The organism is Mycolicibacterium sp. SMGY-1XX (genome assembly GCF_059132455.1).
In genome coordinates, this window is sequence record NZ_CP101139.1 from 3,555,208 (window position 1) to 3,568,833 (window position 13,626).

The 13,626-nt window shown below is 66.8% G+C and carries 19 protein-coding genes; 6 read left to right on the plus strand and 13 right to left on the minus strand.

Annotation, left to right across the window (positions count from 1 at the left end):
* Positions 1-14 precede the first annotated feature (14 nt).
* Positions 15-302 (plus strand): putative quinol monooxygenase, encoded by a 288-nt coding sequence (locus NL241_RS17280; protein WP_494398181.1) that lies wholly within the window; start codon positions 15-17, stop codon positions 300-302.
* Here NL241_RS17280 and NL241_RS17285 read toward each other — a convergent pair.
* Both NL241_RS17285 and NL241_RS17290 read right to left on the minus strand, forming a co-directional pair.
* The gene (locus NL241_RS17285) at positions 295-702 is read right to left on the minus strand and encodes an acyl-CoA thioesterase (RefSeq protein ID WP_494398182.1); all 408 of its coding nucleotides are present in this window, start codon (positions 700-702) and stop codon (positions 295-297) included. The genes NL241_RS17280 and NL241_RS17285 overlap by 8 nt on opposite strands.
* The gene (locus NL241_RS17290; protein ID WP_494398328.1) at positions 702-1,436 is read right to left on the minus strand and encodes a helix-turn-helix domain-containing protein; all 735 of its coding nucleotides are present in this window, start codon (positions 1,434-1,436) and stop codon (positions 702-704) included. Before NL241_RS17290 ends, NL241_RS17285 begins: the two co-directional genes overlap by 1 nt.
* An 84-nt stretch (positions 1,437-1,520) precedes the next feature.
* Between NL241_RS17290 and NL241_RS17295 the strand changes: the two genes are divergently transcribed.
* Positions 1,521-2,084 carry a hypothetical protein gene (locus NL241_RS17295; RefSeq protein ID WP_487697437.1) on the plus strand — a complete coding sequence of 188 codons (564 nt, stop codon included), beginning with the start codon at positions 1,521-1,523 and terminating at the stop codon, positions 2,082-2,084.
* A 271-nt stretch (positions 2,085-2,355) separates the two neighbouring features.
* Complete coding sequence (locus NL241_RS17300; RefSeq protein ID WP_494398183.1) at positions 2,356-2,769, plus strand: VOC family protein; 414 nt, start codon at positions 2,356-2,358, stop codon at positions 2,767-2,769.
* A gap of 25 nt (positions 2,770-2,794) precedes the next feature.
* Here the strand turns inward: NL241_RS17300 and NL241_RS17305 are convergent, their stop codons facing one another.
* The 5 genes from NL241_RS17305 to NL241_RS17325 form a co-directional block, all read right to left on the minus strand.
* Complete coding sequence (locus NL241_RS17305; protein ID WP_487694598.1) at positions 2,795-2,983, minus strand: hypothetical protein; 189 nt, start codon at positions 2,981-2,983, stop codon at positions 2,795-2,797.
* Between the two features lie 22 nt (positions 2,984-3,005).
* Positions 3,006-3,635, minus strand: coding sequence for a uracil phosphoribosyltransferase (gene upp, locus NL241_RS17310; RefSeq protein ID WP_494398184.1), 630 nt, complete (start codon positions 3,633-3,635; stop codon positions 3,006-3,008).
* A 4-nt stretch (positions 3,636-3,639) separates the two neighbouring features.
* Positions 3,640-4,830, minus strand: coding sequence for a URC4/urg3 family protein (locus tag NL241_RS17315; protein WP_494398185.1), 1,191 nt, complete (start codon positions 4,828-4,830; stop codon positions 3,640-3,642).
* The gene (locus tag NL241_RS17320) at positions 4,827-6,095 is read right to left on the minus strand and encodes a GTP cyclohydrolase II (protein WP_487694601.1); all 1,269 of its coding nucleotides are present in this window, start codon (positions 6,093-6,095) and stop codon (positions 4,827-4,829) included. The genes NL241_RS17315 and NL241_RS17320 overlap by 4 nt, the downstream gene beginning before the upstream one ends.
* Before the next feature lie 84 nt (positions 6,096-6,179).
* Positions 6,180-6,446, minus strand: a complete 267-nt coding sequence (locus tag NL241_RS17325; RefSeq protein WP_487694603.1) for a LapA family protein — start codon at positions 6,444-6,446, stop codon at positions 6,180-6,182.
* Between the two features lie 206 nt (positions 6,447-6,652).
* Here NL241_RS17325 and NL241_RS17330 point away from each other — a divergent pair, with 206 nt between their 5' ends.
* Positions 6,653-7,171 carry a hypothetical protein gene (locus tag NL241_RS17330; protein WP_494398186.1) on the plus strand — a complete coding sequence of 173 codons (519 nt, stop codon included), beginning with the start codon at positions 6,653-6,655 and terminating at the stop codon, positions 7,169-7,171.
* Between the two features lie 4 nt (positions 7,172-7,175).
* On the opposite strand, the gene NL241_RS17335 is transcribed toward NL241_RS17330, so the two are convergent.
* Positions 7,176-8,075, minus strand: a complete 900-nt coding sequence (locus tag NL241_RS17335) for an AraC family transcriptional regulator (protein WP_494398187.1) — start codon at positions 8,073-8,075, stop codon at positions 7,176-7,178.
* A gap of 152 nt (positions 8,076-8,227) precedes the next feature.
* Here NL241_RS17335 and NL241_RS17340 point away from each other — a divergent pair, with 152 nt between their 5' ends.
* Complete coding sequence (locus tag NL241_RS17340) at positions 8,228-9,310, plus strand: aldo/keto reductase (protein WP_494398188.1); 1,083 nt, start codon at positions 8,228-8,230, stop codon at positions 9,308-9,310.
* Here NL241_RS17340 and NL241_RS17345 read toward each other — a convergent pair.
* From NL241_RS17345 to NL241_RS17355, 3 genes are all read right to left on the minus strand, one after another.
* A complete protein-coding gene (locus tag NL241_RS17345; protein ID WP_494398329.1) occupies positions 9,304-9,837 on the minus strand; it encodes an HD family phosphohydrolase in 534 nt (177 codons plus the stop codon). The genes NL241_RS17340 and NL241_RS17345 overlap by 7 nt on opposite strands.
* 64 nt (positions 9,838-9,901) lie before the next feature.
* The gene (locus tag NL241_RS17350) at positions 9,902-10,444 is read right to left on the minus strand and encodes a hypothetical protein (RefSeq protein WP_487694609.1); all 543 of its coding nucleotides are present in this window, start codon (positions 10,442-10,444) and stop codon (positions 9,902-9,904) included.
* 7 nt (positions 10,445-10,451) lie between these two features.
* Positions 10,452-11,069: an MspA family porin gene (locus NL241_RS17355; RefSeq protein ID WP_494398189.1), complete on the minus strand. Its 618-nt coding sequence runs from the start codon at positions 11,067-11,069 to the stop codon at positions 10,452-10,454.
* Positions 11,070-11,335: 266 nt separating this feature from the next.
* Here NL241_RS17355 and NL241_RS17360 point away from each other — a divergent pair, with 266 nt between their 5' ends.
* The gene (locus tag NL241_RS17360; protein ID WP_487694611.1) at positions 11,336-11,815 is read left to right on the plus strand and encodes a hypothetical protein; all 480 of its coding nucleotides are present in this window, start codon (positions 11,336-11,338) and stop codon (positions 11,813-11,815) included.
* Here NL241_RS17360 and NL241_RS17365 read toward each other — a convergent pair.
* Positions 11,812-13,122 (minus strand): lysine N(6)-hydroxylase/L-ornithine N(5)-oxygenase family protein, encoded by a 1,311-nt coding sequence (locus NL241_RS17365; protein WP_494398190.1) that lies wholly within the window; start codon positions 13,120-13,122, stop codon positions 11,812-11,814. The two genes, NL241_RS17360 and NL241_RS17365, sit on opposite strands and share 4 nt — an antisense overlap.
* Complete coding sequence (gene panD / locus NL241_RS17370; protein WP_494398191.1) at positions 13,122-13,529, minus strand: aspartate 1-decarboxylase; 408 nt, start codon at positions 13,527-13,529, stop codon at positions 13,122-13,124. Before panD ends, NL241_RS17365 begins: the two co-directional genes overlap by 1 nt.
* Between the last annotated feature and the right edge of the window lie 97 nt (positions 13,530-13,626).

Sequence of the window (13,626 nt, forward strand, 5' to 3'; positions counted from 1 at the left end):
AGAAAGGAGCCGCCATGCTGATTGTCGCCGGGCACCTGATCGTCGCCGCCGACCAACGTGAGGAATACCTCCGGGGGTGCATCCCGGTGGTGCGGCAGGCCCGAACCGCCCAGGGCTGCCTGGATTTCGCGATCAGCGCCGACCTCACCGATCCCGGGCGGATCAACGTCTTCGAGCGATGGGAGACCCTGGAGGCTGTGGAAGCGTTCCGGGGGAGCGGGCCCAGCGACGAGCAGGGCGCGCAGATCCGTTCTGCGGCAATGGCCGAATATGTCGTCGGGGAGACGCGTCCGCTCAGTTGACGAGCGCCAGCCGCGCCCGGATCCAGTCCGGCCATGGCCGTTTCTGGTAGCCCGTGGTCTCGACGCACACGTGGGTCATCACGCATTCGGCGAGGACGTCGCCGTCGCGTTCGATGGTGAATTCGGTTTGCAGAGAGGTGTTTCCGGGCGTTTTGAACCTCACGTGGATCTGCAGGCGGTCATCGAATTCCGCCGGCCGGCGGAACTGCAGCTGCGCCGCGGCGACCACCACGTCGACGCCCGAGGCCACCAGTTCACGGTAGTCACCGACGATCGCGCCCAGCGCCTCGGTGTGCGCCATGTCCACCCAGGTGAGGTAGTGGGCGTTGAAGACCCGGCCCTGCATGTCGCACTCGACGTAGCGCACCCGCAACGGCATCGAGTAGTGCGGCCCCGGCATCAGCGCAGAGCCTCGGCGGTCGCGGCGTCGGCAGGCAGGAACGCCTCGATGCTCAGTTCGGTCGCGGTCAGATCCAGGGCGGTGCCGAAGGTCGTGACGGTACTCAGCAGTGACAGCACCACACCGTCCTCGGTGGCAAGCTCCAGCGGCACCACCACAGCGCCGGATTCGTCGTGGTCCTCGGAGTCACCCGGGTAATCCTGGAGTTCGTTCAGCAGGGCCGACAACGCCGCGTCGCCGCTGACCGCCACCTCTCGGCGCAGTCGCTCGAGCAGGTGGTGACGCCACTGCCCGAGATTGCGTATGCGCGGTGCCAGACCGTCGGGATGCAGTGCGATGCGTAACGCGTTTGGCTGCTCCAGCAGGTGCGCCGCGACCCCGCGCAACAGCACGGCGGTGCTCGCGTTCGCTCGCAGGATGTTCCAGGTGCGGTCCACGGCCAGGCACGGGAAAGGCTCGTAGGCGCTAAGGACGCGCTCGACACCCTCGCGGATCGCGGCCATCTCGGGATCGTCCAGGGACCGCTCGGTGTACTCAGGTGCCAATCCCGCCGCCACCAGCAGTTGGTTCTGCTCCCGAGGGGGTACCTCAAGAGCGGCGGCCAGGCGCAGCACCATCGCCCGGCTGGGTGCTGACCTGCCGGTCTCGATGAAACTGAGGTGACGCGAAGACACATCGGCACCGATGGCCAGGTCCAGTTGGCTGAGCCGGCGGCGTTGGCGCCACTGCCGCATCAGCGCGCCGAACGGCGGAGCGGTGGACTCGCGAATGCTCACCTGGACAGTGTGGCGGACTCGCTGTGAGAACGTAGGAGCACTATGGATTCGCACGACTATGTGACCTATGAGCGGTGGGGCCGCAACTTCTTCGAGGTTGCGGTCACCGAAGACCGGGTGGCTGCGGCGTTCGCGGACATCGCCGGTGACCAGCTCGAGATGGGTCCCATGGCGCAAGGGCCGGCGGGACTGGCCCGGGTCACCGCCCGAGTCAGGATCCAGGAGCCCAAGGCCAGGCGCCATCTCGGCGAGACCATCACCTTCTCGATCCGGATCCCGCTGGAGATCGACCTGCTGGTGGATCTGCGGCTGGACAAGCAGCGGTTCACCGTGGACGGCGAGATCTCCCTGCGGGCCACCGCCCGCGCCGCTGAACCGCTGCTGTTGATCCTCGACGTGGCCAAACCGCGGTCCACCGATATCAGCGTGCATGTGGCGTCGAAGTCGATCCGCGGGGAAATCGTCCGGATCATCGGCGGGGTGGACGCCGAGATCCGGCGGTTTATCGCCGCGCATGTCAGCGAGCAGATCGACGCACCCGAGTCGGTTCAGGCCAAGGTGATCAATGTGGCGGAGATGATCGACGAGACGTGGACCGGGGTCTGAGTCCGAGGCTGGCGACGGAGGAGCCAGTTGATGGAGCTCAGACGGGTGTTGGGGTCTGAGTCCGAGGCTGGCGACGGAGGAGCCAGTTGATGGAGCTCAGACGGGTGTTGGGGTCTGAGTCCGAGGCTGGCGACGGAGGAGCCAGTCGATGGAGGAGCCAGTCGATGGAGCTCAGACGGGTGTTGGGGTCTGAGTCCGAGGCTGGCCACGGGGGAGCCAGACTGGGCGAGTTCGGGGTCTGAGTGCATGACCGCCGTGGCACGATGACCCCGTGACCGCCAAACTGGATCTGCTCAGCCCGAATCTCGAGGTGGCCGTGGTGACCACCAACCTCGAGGCGATGATCGAGTTCTACGAAAACTTCCTCGGGCTGGAATTCCAGTCCGAGCTCGAATTTCCGGGTGGGACGCAGCGCCGGTACGCGTTGGGCGGCAATGTCGTCAAGCTGGTCACCTACGACCCGCCCCCGGGGAAGCCGACCGCACAAGGCGGTGGCCGCGCCGAAGCGGGAATCAAGTATTTCTCGTTCGCGGTCAAGAATCTGACCGAGCTGGCCGAGCGCGTCGCGGCCTCGCGGTATGACCTGGTGGAGCCGCTGACCGAGTTCGAGCCGGTGCCGGGAATGGGGTGGCTGTTCGTCGCCGATCCCGACGGCAACTGGATCGAGTTCTTCGGCACGCTGTGACGGAAAGCCGTGCGCTGCAGGCGACCTAGCGCCGCAGCCGCCGGCCCAGATAGATCAACCCCGCGCCGATCAGGATCACCACCGGGCCGAGCACCGACCAGGTGGTGGTGTTGCTCATCGGGCTGCCCTGCACCACGCCGAAGCCCTGCAACGTGAACAGCAGCCCGAACAACGCGATGATGACGCCGAACAGGACCAGGAAGGCGCTTCGCATCATTCGACTGTACGGCCAGCGGCTATTTGGTACCGAACATCCGGTCACCCGCGTCGCCGAGGCCGGGCACGATGTAACCGTGCTGGTCGAGTCCGCGGTCGACGGAGGCGGTGTACACCGGGACGTCAGGGTGCGCATCGTGCAGCGTGGCAAGCCCCTCGGGGCAGGTGAGCAGGCAGACGAACTTGATGGACTTGGGGTGGCATTCCTTGAGCCGGTCCACCGCGGCCACGGCCGAGTGCCCGGTGGCCAACAGCGGGTCGACCACCACGACATCGCGTTCCTGCATGTCGTGGGGCATCTTGAAGTAGTACTCCACGGCAATCAGCGTCTTGGGGTCCCGGTAAAGACCGATGTGGCCCACCCTGGCTCCGGGAACCACCGACAACATGCCGTCCAGGATGCCGGTTCCCGCGCGCAGGATCGAGACGAAAACCAGCTTCTTGCCGTCGATCACCTTGCCCGTCATCGTCTCCAGCGGCGTCTCTATCTCGACGTCATGCAGCGGGATGTCACGCAGCACCTCGTAGGTCAGCAACGCCGACAGCTCGTTGACCAGGCGTCGAAAGTTGTTGGTGGACACCTCTTTCTGCCGCAGCAGGGTCAGCTTGTGCTGCACCAGAGGATGGTCGATCAGCTCGACGTTGCTCATGTTGTCAGAAAACCGTCCCGTCGCTGGTGATGGTCAGAGGGGGCAGGCCATCTCGGTGGCGGCGTGCCAGCGCGCGCCCGGCCGCCCAGGTGCCACCCTCGAGGATGCAGGCCAACGGCATCTGGGTGGCATCGACGTCGAGCCGGTCCCTTACCAGTGGCGCCAGTTCATCGATCAGCGCCACAGTTAGTGCCCGCCACTCGACGACCAATTCATCGGAGACAGACCACCTGTGGGTGGCCCAGTCGGTGTCGCGCAGGGCGAGCACCCCGGTGTCCAGGAACAATCCGCCGTTGCGGTACTCCGGAAGGCCGGTGAGCGCGTCGAGGCCCTGCACTTGTATGCCCGCCCAACCGAACGGTTCCAGCAGCGAATACGTCAGCCACTGGGACAACTTGTGGAACGGCATCCAGCCCACGGCCGGGTGCGGCCAGCAGTCCCCGACGGGCTGACCGTCGATCATGTTGTCCGCCAACCAGATTCCCGACAGGGAGTCCAACAGCAGCGACAGGATGTCGTGGGCGGCGACGACACCGGCGTCGGACACCAGAGCGTCGTAGAGGCCGCCTGGTCGCCCGGCGGGGCCGAAAACCTGGGGCGCCTGTTGCAGCGCCGTACCAAGGCGGCGAAGCAGCGCGACCCGCCCGTCGAATCCGATGAGGGGGTTGGTGGCGCAGACCTGGAACGCGTTGCTCAGCTTCTCGGTGTCGAGCCCCAGCAACCCGTCGGCGTCGGCCTGCAGCGGCTGAGCCGGGTCGCTGGAGAACAGTCCCGCCGCGAAGGCATGCCAGCTGGCGACGCCGAGGCCTTCGGAACGTGTCAGGGTCTGCCCGGTGTCGGCTTCCCGGTACTGCCAGTCGGGACCCGAGCCGGCGTCGAGCAGCACGCTGACCACCGCCAGGTCGATCGTCGTGCGGGCCAGGTCGGCACCTGACCCCGTGGCTTCCCGGAGCGCAGCGGTCCGGTCCAGGCCTCCGGCTTCGAAATGCCGCCAGCGACTGTGAAAAGGGATATGGAGGTCAGGGAAGCGTTGCACCGTCAGATCGGCGACCACGGCAGCCGCGGTGGGCAGCGCGTCGTCGTGAACGAGGAGCCAGGGCGATTCGCCCGCTCGCGCGCGCTCGAGCAGGAGTTGCGCGCGGGTGCGGATCGCCGCGGTGGTGCGAAGTTCGGCCACCGCCGCCGGCGCGCTCACCCGTGCAGGCTCCGGCCGACGGTGTTCTTCAGGTCTTCGGCGTCCGGTGCGCGGCCGGGGGTGAAGTATCCCGCGGCCATCTTCGCGTCGATCTCCACGCGGGCATCGGCGGGGACCAGCTCGTCGGGGATGTTGACCCGCTCACCGACCTCGATACCGGATCCGGTGATGGCGTCGTACTTCATGTTGCTCATCGACACCAGGCGGTGGATCTTGGTGATGCCGAGCCAGTGCAGCACGTCGGGCATGAGTTCCTGGAACCGCATATCCTGCACTCCCGCAACACATTCGGTGCGGGCGAAGTATTGATCGGCGGTGTCCCCGCCGACCTGACGTTTACGGGCGTTGTACACCAGGAACTTGGTCACCTCACCCAGTGCCCGGCCCTCCTTGCGTGAGTACGCCACCAGTCCGACGCCGCCGCGTTGGGTGCCGGCGATGCATTCCTCGATGGCGTGGGTCAAATAGGGCCGGCAGGTGCAGATGTCGGAGCCGAACACATCCGAGCCGTTGCACTCATCGTGCACGCGGGCAGTCAGCTCGACGGCCGGGTCGGCCAGGTCGCGCGGATCGCCGAAGATGTACACCGTCTGCCCACCGATCGGCGGCAGGAACACTTCCAGGTCTCCGCGAGTCACCAGTTCCGGATACATCCCCCCGGTCTCTTCGAACAGCACCCGGCGCAGGTCGGCCTCGGTGCAGCCGAAACGGGCGGCGACTCCCGGCAGCCACCAGACCGGTTCGATGGCGGCCTTCGTGACCACGGCCGCCCCGCTGGGCAGCAGTAGGCGCCCATCTGGGTGCAGCCGGCCCCTGCTGATCGCCTCGGCGATCTCCGGAAGCTGAACGTGTGCCTTGGTGACCGCGATGGTGGGCCGGATGTCCATTCCGCGTGCGATGTCGGCGGCAAACACGTCCGCCACCGCGGCACCCCAGGGATCCAGGCTGACGATCGTGGCGGGATCACTCCACTGCCGGTACGGGCCCACCACGTCGGTGGGTGCGGTGTTGGTCAGGTCGGCGCGGTGTTCGCGCGACAGCGCCCCCGAGGCGACGGCCAGGGCCCGGTAGACGCTGTAGGACCCGGAATGGGTGCCGATGACATTGCGGTGGGCGCGCGAGCCGGTGGTGCCGATGACCGGGCCCCGCTCTGCAGGGGTCGGTGCGCCCCACCGGAGCAGGGGTGCGTCGGGCCCGCCGCTGTGTGAGGTCAGCCGAATGTGGCTGGCGATGCGGGGTGGCGGTGCGCCGGTTCCAGCAGACATGACCATCCTTGTCAGCGCGGCCCGGCGTAGCAGCCGGAATGGGCCAGGATAACTCCTCGCCGGATTCGCTGCCCGTCGTCGCAGCTAGTCGGTACCGGCGGGACGAGCCCTCCGCACCGGCACCAGTGGACGGTTGCCGCGCTGGCGGCGGCCTTCGTCGGTGAGCCAGGCAAGACCGGCGGCCGAGGACAGCAGGGCGATGATGCCCGCCCACGTACCCACGGACACCCAGGCGAGGGCGAACGCCACCACACAGACCACAAAGGCGAGCACACCGATCATGATCAAGGCGATTCCTGGTTTGCCCACCCGTACGACGTCATTTGCCGGTTCCGGGGTTCGGTCAGTCACGTGTGTCTCCCCTCCACGTGGTCCTCGTGCCCCGACTTCGTTCCGCAATTAGGTGGTACCCGAGTACCGCCGGGGCCAAAACGGCAGCTCGGGAATAGCTGACTCGGTTTATCCACTTGGGTACTGGGGTAGAGATTCACACGTCAGCCAATCGCAGTGCCGAGGTCAGAGGACATCGCCGCGGCACGTTAGGAGGCGATTTCGAGATGTCGGGTAAGCACCGAACGGCACCGGAAACCGACCGGTCGCCAGAGGCGGCCCGTGCCGGCGTGGTGAAGCGGTCCGCTGGAGCCATCTGGTTTCCGGCGTCGATTGCCGTCGCATTTGCTGGGTTCTCCGCTGCCGTGGTGGTCGCGCATTCTGAGCCGGAGACCGTCCGTGAGCAGCCCACCGCCAGCGCGTACGCAGTGGCCCAGCCTCAGGCCGCGCAGCCTCAGATCGCGCAGCCCCAGACCACCAGCCAGCAGGGCACGGTGGTGGCTGTATCGGCCGATTCCATCACCGCCCGCAGTGACAACGGATTCACCCAGACGTATGTGGTCACCCCGAACACCACGGCGGTCACCAGCGCCGGCGGTCAATCATTCACCGCCGCAACACCTTTTGCCGTCAACGATCAGGTCGCCATTGCGGCGACCGTCACCTCGGGCACGGCCACAGCGACCGCGATCGCCGACCGTGCCGTCATCGGCCAGCACGGCATGCCGATGGACTCTCTGACCTGAGGACTCAGCCACCGGAGCGCACCCGCAGGGCGGCGGTGTGCTGCCCGGGCGGCGCGCCGAACATCCGTCGGTATTCGCGGGTGAACTGCGAAGCGCTGTCGTATCCCACCGCATGACCTACGGCCGCGACGTCTCCGGGGTGCGCCAGCAGAAGGCTCTGCGCGTGCTGCAGCCGAATCCGCTTCTGGAACTGCAACGGGCTCAGCGCGGTGACCGCGCGGAACCGCCGGTGCAGCGTCGAACTGCTCATGCCCGCCAGATCGGCGAGGTGGTCGATGGTCATCGGTTCCGCGTAGTGGTCACGAAGCCAGGCGATGACGCGGTTGATGTGTGTCACGTCGCTGTCCGGCAACCCGATCTGACGAACCACCCCGCCCAGCGGTCCGGTCAATGCCCGCCACAGGATCTCCTGCTCGATCAGCGGGAACAGCACCGGGGCGTCGCCGGGTCGGTCGAGTAGCCGCAGCATCCGGTCGACGGCGTCGAGCAGGTCGGGATCCGCGCGTCCGGTTGCGATGGCGGCGGGATCGGCCTCCGCGTGACGGCGGGTGGTCGGCAGGCGCAACGACAGGGCGGCCACGGCGGCCGGCCGCAGCACCATACCCATCGACAAGGACGGGACGCCGGGGGAGATGTCGAGGTAGTGGCCGGTGACGGGTAGCTCCGCGGTCACCACCAAGCAGTCGCCGGCGCGGTACTCGTACACCCGCTCGCCGAGCAGCAGCCGCTTTCCTGCCTGGGCCATCACCACCAGGAGTGGCTCGGTGAGTGAATACTCCGGCACCTGATCGGGTTTCGTCACCGCCGACAGCAGCAGGCCGTCGATGGGGGTGTGGAGGTCAGGGCGCGCGTGTGCGGCAATCCGGTGGCGGATCGACCTCAGCACATCATCCGAGGAGCCCATGCCTTCACTCCATCATCGTTCTTGTCGGGGCAGATCTGTTCCGCGCACATCGAGCAGTATCGTGCAAGAGCGGGCTCGGATCGAGCTACCGCCGCACGCGCCGGCGGCATTGGATGGGTACATCATTCACTTGCCTCCAAGGAGCACATCTCATGCCACTCGATCACTACGTCACCCTCGGCCGGTCAGGATTGCGGGTGAGTCCGTTCGCCTTGGGTGCCATGACATTCGGAACCGATGTCGGCGGTGCCGGCAGTACGGTGGAGGAATCCGAACGCATCCTGTCGGCCTACCTCGACCTGGGCGGCAATTTCATCGACACCGCCAACTTCTACACCAACGGCCACTCCGAAGCGATCCTCGGTGACTACCTCGCCAACCGCCCGGGCCGCCGGGAACGTGTCGTGCTGGCATCGAAGTTCTTCACCAATCTGTTTCCCGGTGACCCCAATGCCGGCGGCGCCGGCCGGTCGTCGATCATCGCTCAACTGGACGAGACCTTGCGCCGGATGCGCACCGACTACTTGGACGTGTACTGGCTGCACAACTGGGACCGCAACACCCCGATCGAAGAAACCATGCGCGCACTCGACGATCTGGTGCGCGCCGGCAAGATCCGCTACATCGGTTTCTCCAACAATCCAGCGTGGGTGGCGGCACAGGCGCAGACGTTGGCGGTACTCCAGGGGTGGACACCGCTGATCGCCCTCCAGGTGGAGTACTCGCTGCTGGCCCGGACCATCGAAGGGGAGATCGCGCCGCTGGCGCGCGATCAAGGTATGACGCTGGTGCCGTGGAGTCCGCTGAAGAACGGCTTTCTCTCCGGAAAGTACCGGCGCACGGGCGATGTCTTGGATTCCGCGCGCGCCCACCACGTCGGTGTGCCCGACGAGGCCCAGTTCCGGGTGATCGATGTCGTGACCGCGGTGGCCGCCGAGATCGGCGCCAGCCCCGCCGCGGTGTCCCTGGCCTGGCTGCGGGCCAGGCCGGGAAGTGTCGTCCCGATCCTCGGGGCCCGCCGGCTGGGTCACCTCGAGGACAACGTCGCAGGGCTTGACCTGAGCCTCGAACCGGAACACCTGCGGCGGCTGGACGAGGTCTCCGAACCTCAGCTGAGCGACCCGGCACCGCAAAACGGCCACGTACGGGCGATGTTGCAGTTCGCCGGCGCCACGGTCGATGGGGAGACGTCGACGGTGTATCCACCGCTGGCGCAGAGCCGGGAACGTTACTGACGCTGCGCGGCAACGCGTTCCGCCACGGCGAGCACATCGGCGATCTCGATCCGCGCGGCGCCGGGGATCTTGGCGGCGTCGTCGTAGCGGCGCAACCGAACTGCGTCGCCCCACCACGGATGGTCGACGAACTCGGGGTCGACGACTGCGCCGCCTTGCGCACGCAGGGATGCGAGGGACACCCCGGACAGGCCGGCGGCGTAGCGGGTGTCGGTGGCGGCCAGATAGCGTTTGGCCGCCACGTGCGCACCGGCGAGCCAGCCGACACGGTGCCCGAAGCGCGGCGTCAGCCACTCCTGGGCCACGCGGTCGTGGCGGGCGTCGGTGACCTCACCGAACAGTGGGCTGTGCGCCACGTCGTGCAGGGCGGCGGCGAGAACCAGCTGATCGTCGGCGTCATCGTCCAACGCGCGGGCGGCCGACTGCAGGGCATGGTCCAGTTCGTCGACGGCTTCCTCGTCCCAGACGCCGCGCAACGACAGCAGCAGCGCCTCGACATCCCCGACGCTGTCCACGCCGTAGACCATGTCAGTGCCGGGAGGCCGGGGATACACGCTCATGTGAACATCCCGCTAACAGATGGCGCCGCGGTCAGTTACCGGCGGGGGCTTGCAGCGCGGGACGGGCACCGTGCGGGTCCTCCAGAGCCATCTGCGGCATGGTGGGGTCCGTGGTGGGCAGCGCCGACTCGATACCCAGCACCGATTGCGGCGACTGCCCGTCGGCGTTCTCGAGCTGCACACTGGTCTGTGGCCCGGCGGTGATGTTGATTCCCGGGTTGGGCGGCACGGGATGAGAGTTGCCGACCGAGATGCCGTTGAGGGCACTGGAGTTCGTCAGGCTGCCCGGCGCCTGTCCGGTGTTGCCGAGCTGGCTTCCCGGCAGACCGCTGAGCTGTTGTCCCGCAGCGGCGTTGGTGGTGATGCGCACACCTCGGGCGTCAGTGGTGGCCGGTGGGCCCACCACGATGATGTTGTAGGGGTAGGAGAAACTCCCCGGTTGCGGCGACACGTCGCCGGGAATGTACGGGGGAGCCGGCGGCAGGTCCGGCGGCTCCGCCGCAGCGGTGGGCGCGCCGATCGCAGCCAACAGTCCGGCGAATGCTGCCGCGGGGATCATCCAGTGCGTGGCCATGTCCGACTCAGATCTTGATGGGGTCGCCGTAGACGGCGAACTGGGTGTGTGCCGCTGAGGTCGAAACACGCAGATAACCATACGACCGGATGGTCACATCGCCTCCGCACGCGTCTGCTTTGACATGGATGTTGTCGATGTCGATCATCGCCTGGCCACCTTCGCTGAGGGCCATGTTGGACAACGGGAGGTCGACGATGACACCCGGCTGCACCACGGTCTGCACGAATCCTGCTCCGCCGCCGCTGATCCCGATGTTGGCGCCATCGCTGAACGGGAGCCCGACCGAGCCCTGGGGCGCGACACCGGCTGTGCCGCCGTACTGCAGGCCCGTCGACACATCGCGCTGGCAGCCCAGCTGGTAGCCGACGATGAACAGGCTGTCGGTGATCTGGCCGGCGCCGCCGCTGGCCGTGGCGGTGCCCGACAAGGTGACGAAGCCCTCACGTGAGTCGGCGGCGTTGGCCAGGTTGGGCACCGAGTTGACCACTTCCCGGTCCAGCTGGATGTTGAGCGTCCACCCGTCGCGGGAAACCTTGGAGTAGACCTTCGGTGCCATGTCGACCGGCGCGGCCGAGGCCGCAGTGATCCCGCAGACCCCGCCGAGCACCGCTGCGATCGACATGGCGGTCCCTACCGCCCTGATGCTTCCGGCAACGCTGGTCAACGCGTACCCCCAACTCCTGAATTGCTCGACGGTCCTCGAGTCGACAGCGTTGTCGGCGATCCCGGCGCACGGCCACCGCAGTGTAGAGCACGGAGGGAAATTGACGCCGAGATTGAATTTAACCGGAAACCGACGGAAATAGGCGGTTCGTCCGGTTGCTGAGCAACCTCGGTTTTCCGGCGAGTCACCGCCGCAGGGCCCGCGGTGCGCCTTACTGTGGCGCCATGGGGACCGAGCGGGAAGCGTCACCCGGAGATTACGAACAGCGTGTCGACCCGGGCGCGCTGGCGCTGGCAACGGTGGCCGGCGCTGTCGCGTTCATCTTCGGCGGCGGTGACTGGGACGCTCTGGCGTGCGTCATCGGGTCGATGCTGCTCGTCATCCTGATGGCTCACCACCGGGCGGCGCCGGCGGTGCACACGCCGCGTTCCTACTTCCTGCGTGCGGCGTTCGGCGCCACCACCGGGTTGGCGTTCTGCATCGCGATCGCCCCGGCAATCCAATTCGGCATCATCGAGCCGTATTACCCCACCTTCGACGAGGAGGGGTTTCACATCGACGGCGCCTACAACACCACCCTGGTGATCGCGGTGCTGTGGCCCTTCGTCGCGTTTCTGCTCGCGGTTGCGGAGCCCCGCATCGCCCGGTGGCTGGATCGTGCGCCCCGCCGGGAACGCGGGGCGTCAAGTCCCCGGGAGCTCTAACGCACGGCGCCGGTCACCGCGGCCAGTTCACCCGCGGGTACGGACTGCAGGATCGACTGAAGGATCTCCCCGCTGCGCACCGCGATGTTGGACAGCAACGACGACGTGAGTCCGTGGGTGTGTTCGGTGTTGCCTTGGATGTAGAGGTTGCCCAGGGTCGGTGGCTCGGTGGCCAAACGGTAGTCGCGCGATACCGCGGGCTGGCCGTCGACCAGCACGAGGTTTTGGTACAGATCGCCGAGGATTCCGCGCAGTGATGCCGGTGAGAATCCGGTGGCATACACCACGGCGTCACAGTCGAGCACGTCGACCGAACCTGTGGGGTGGTGCAGGATGTGCACCCGCACACCGTCTTCGCCCTCCTCGGTCTTGTTCACACTGGAGGCGCCACGCAGGAACAGGCGGCGCTGGCCGGCCACGCGCTCGGCGTATTCGCGGGCGTACAACTCCTCGATCAAAGGCAGATCGACAGCCGAGTAATTGGTGCTGCGGTGGTAGTCGATCAGCTGGCGGCGGACTCCGGGGTCGGCGGTGTAGAAGTCGTCCACCGCATCCGGGTCGAAAACCCGGTTGGCGAACGGACTGTCGTCGGCGGGGCTGTAACCGTATTTGGCGAACACCCCGTGCACTTCGTTCTCCGGGGACAGATCGTGTAGGTATGCCGCCACCTCGGCGGCGCTCTGCCCGGCACCCACCACCACGTACCGGTTGTGCTTGCGGCTCGGCAGCCTCTCGAGATCGTGGAGGAAACCGTGATTGTGAACCTGGCGTGCCGAGGCAGTGACGCCGGGCGGCAGTTGCGGATTCAGGCCACCGGCGATCACCACGTGGTGTGCTCGGAGTCGCCGTGGGTGAGTTCCGCTGACCTCGACCTCGAATACGCCGTCGACCTCATCGACGGCGGTGACGCGGGAGCCGTAATGGACTTCTGCGTCGACCTTGGCTGCCGACCACGCCAGGTAGTCGTGGAATTCCAGCCGCGTCGGGAAGAAGGTCTTGTAGTTGATGAACTCGGTGAGGCGGCCGCGCTCGGTCAGGTAGTTCAGGAAGGTGAAGTCGCTCTTCGGGTTCCGTTGTGTCACCAGGTCCTTGAGGAACGAGATCTGCATGGTGGCACCCGGGATCAGCATCCCGGTGTGCCAGCCGAATTCGTCCTTGGCTTCGACGAACTGCGCGTGGATCCGCCGGGTGACCGCCGGGTCGCTGTTGTGCTCCATGACCGCGATCGCCAGCGCCAGGTTGGAGGGGCCGAATCCGACACCCACGAAGTCGAGGATCGGACGGTGGCCGTTTGATTCCCGCACCATCACGCACCTGCCATCTGGTCGAGTGCGCCGGGAACGGGCTGGGAAGGATCTGCTCCCACCGCCACGATGCGGTTGTCGGAGTCGACATGCACTACCCGCGCCGTGTGTGTGGTCCGCTCGACTTCATCGACCTGGAGGAACGACATGATGATCACCAGGTTTCCCGGGGAGATCAGGTGGGCTGCGGCACCGTTGATCCCGATGACGCCGCTGCCGGCCGGCCCTGTGATGGCGTAGGTGACCAGACGCGCTCCGGTGGTGACGTCGACGACGTGGACCTGCTCACCCTCGACGATGTCGGCTGAGCTCATCAGGTCCCGGTCGATGGTGATGGAACCGACGTAGTGCAGATCGGCCTGGGTGACCGTCGCCCGGTGAATTTTGCCCGCCAATAGTGTTCGTTGCATATCGCGCCCCTCTCGCGCCGCCCGAAGGTAGCGCCTCGATGTTGAAAAGTGCACCGGCTGAGCCTGTTTAAGCGAAGGCTAACCTATTTCCGCTTTC

What these genes read in the sequence shown, in the direction of transcription:
- NL241_RS17330 (WP_494398186.1), top strand. Translation starts at nt 6,653, where the DNA reads ATGTCGGGTAAGCACCGAACGGCACCGGAAACCGACCGGTCGCCAGAG.
- NL241_RS17320 (WP_487694601.1), bottom strand. Translation starts at nt 6,095, where the DNA reads ATGTCTGCTGGAACCGGCGCACCGCCACCCCGCATCGCCAGCCACATT.
- NL241_RS17290 (WP_494398328.1), bottom strand. Translation starts at nt 1,436, where the DNA reads ATGCGGCAGTGGCGCCAACGCCGCCGGCTCAGCCAACTGGACCTGGCC.
- NL241_RS17305 (WP_487694598.1), bottom strand. Translation starts at nt 2,983, where the DNA reads ATGCGAAGCGCCTTCCTGGTCCTGTTCGGCGTCATCATCGCGTTGTTC.
- NL241_RS17295 (WP_487697437.1), top strand. Translation starts at nt 1,521, where the DNA reads ATGGATTCGCACGACTATGTGACCTATGAGCGGTGGGGCCGCAACTTC.
- NL241_RS17365 (WP_494398190.1), bottom strand. Translation starts at nt 13,122, where the DNA reads ATGGTGCGGGAATCAAACGGCCACCGTCCGATCCTCGACTTCGTGGGT.
- NL241_RS17350 (WP_487694609.1), bottom strand. Translation starts at nt 10,444, where the DNA reads ATGGCCACGCACTGGATGATCCCCGCGGCAGCATTCGCCGGACTGTTG.
- NL241_RS17355 (WP_494398189.1), bottom strand. Translation starts at nt 11,069, where the DNA reads ATGTCGATCGCAGCGGTGCTCGGCGGGGTCTGCGGGATCACTGCGGCC.
- NL241_RS17345 (WP_494398329.1), bottom strand. Translation starts at nt 9,837, where the DNA reads ATGGTCTACGGCGTGGACAGCGTCGGGGATGTCGAGGCGCTGCTGCTG.
- NL241_RS17285 (WP_494398182.1), bottom strand. Translation starts at nt 702, where the DNA reads ATGCCGGGGCCGCACTACTCGATGCCGTTGCGGGTGCGCTACGTCGAG.
- NL241_RS17340 (WP_494398188.1), top strand. Translation starts at nt 8,228, where the DNA reads ATGCCACTCGATCACTACGTCACCCTCGGCCGGTCAGGATTGCGGGTG.
- NL241_RS17335 (WP_494398187.1), bottom strand. Translation starts at nt 8,075, where the DNA reads ATGGGCTCCTCGGATGATGTGCTGAGGTCGATCCGCCACCGGATTGCC.
- NL241_RS17360 (WP_487694611.1), top strand. Translation starts at nt 11,336, where the DNA reads ATGGGGACCGAGCGGGAAGCGTCACCCGGAGATTACGAACAGCGTGTC.
- upp (WP_494398184.1), bottom strand. Translation starts at nt 3,635, where the DNA reads ATGAGCAACGTCGAGCTGATCGACCATCCTCTGGTGCAGCACAAGCTG.
- NL241_RS17280 (WP_494398181.1), top strand. Translation starts at nt 15, where the DNA reads ATGCTGATTGTCGCCGGGCACCTGATCGTCGCCGCCGACCAACGTGAG.
- panD (WP_494398191.1), bottom strand. Translation starts at nt 13,529, where the DNA reads ATGCAACGAACACTATTGGCGGGCAAAATTCACCGGGCGACGGTCACC.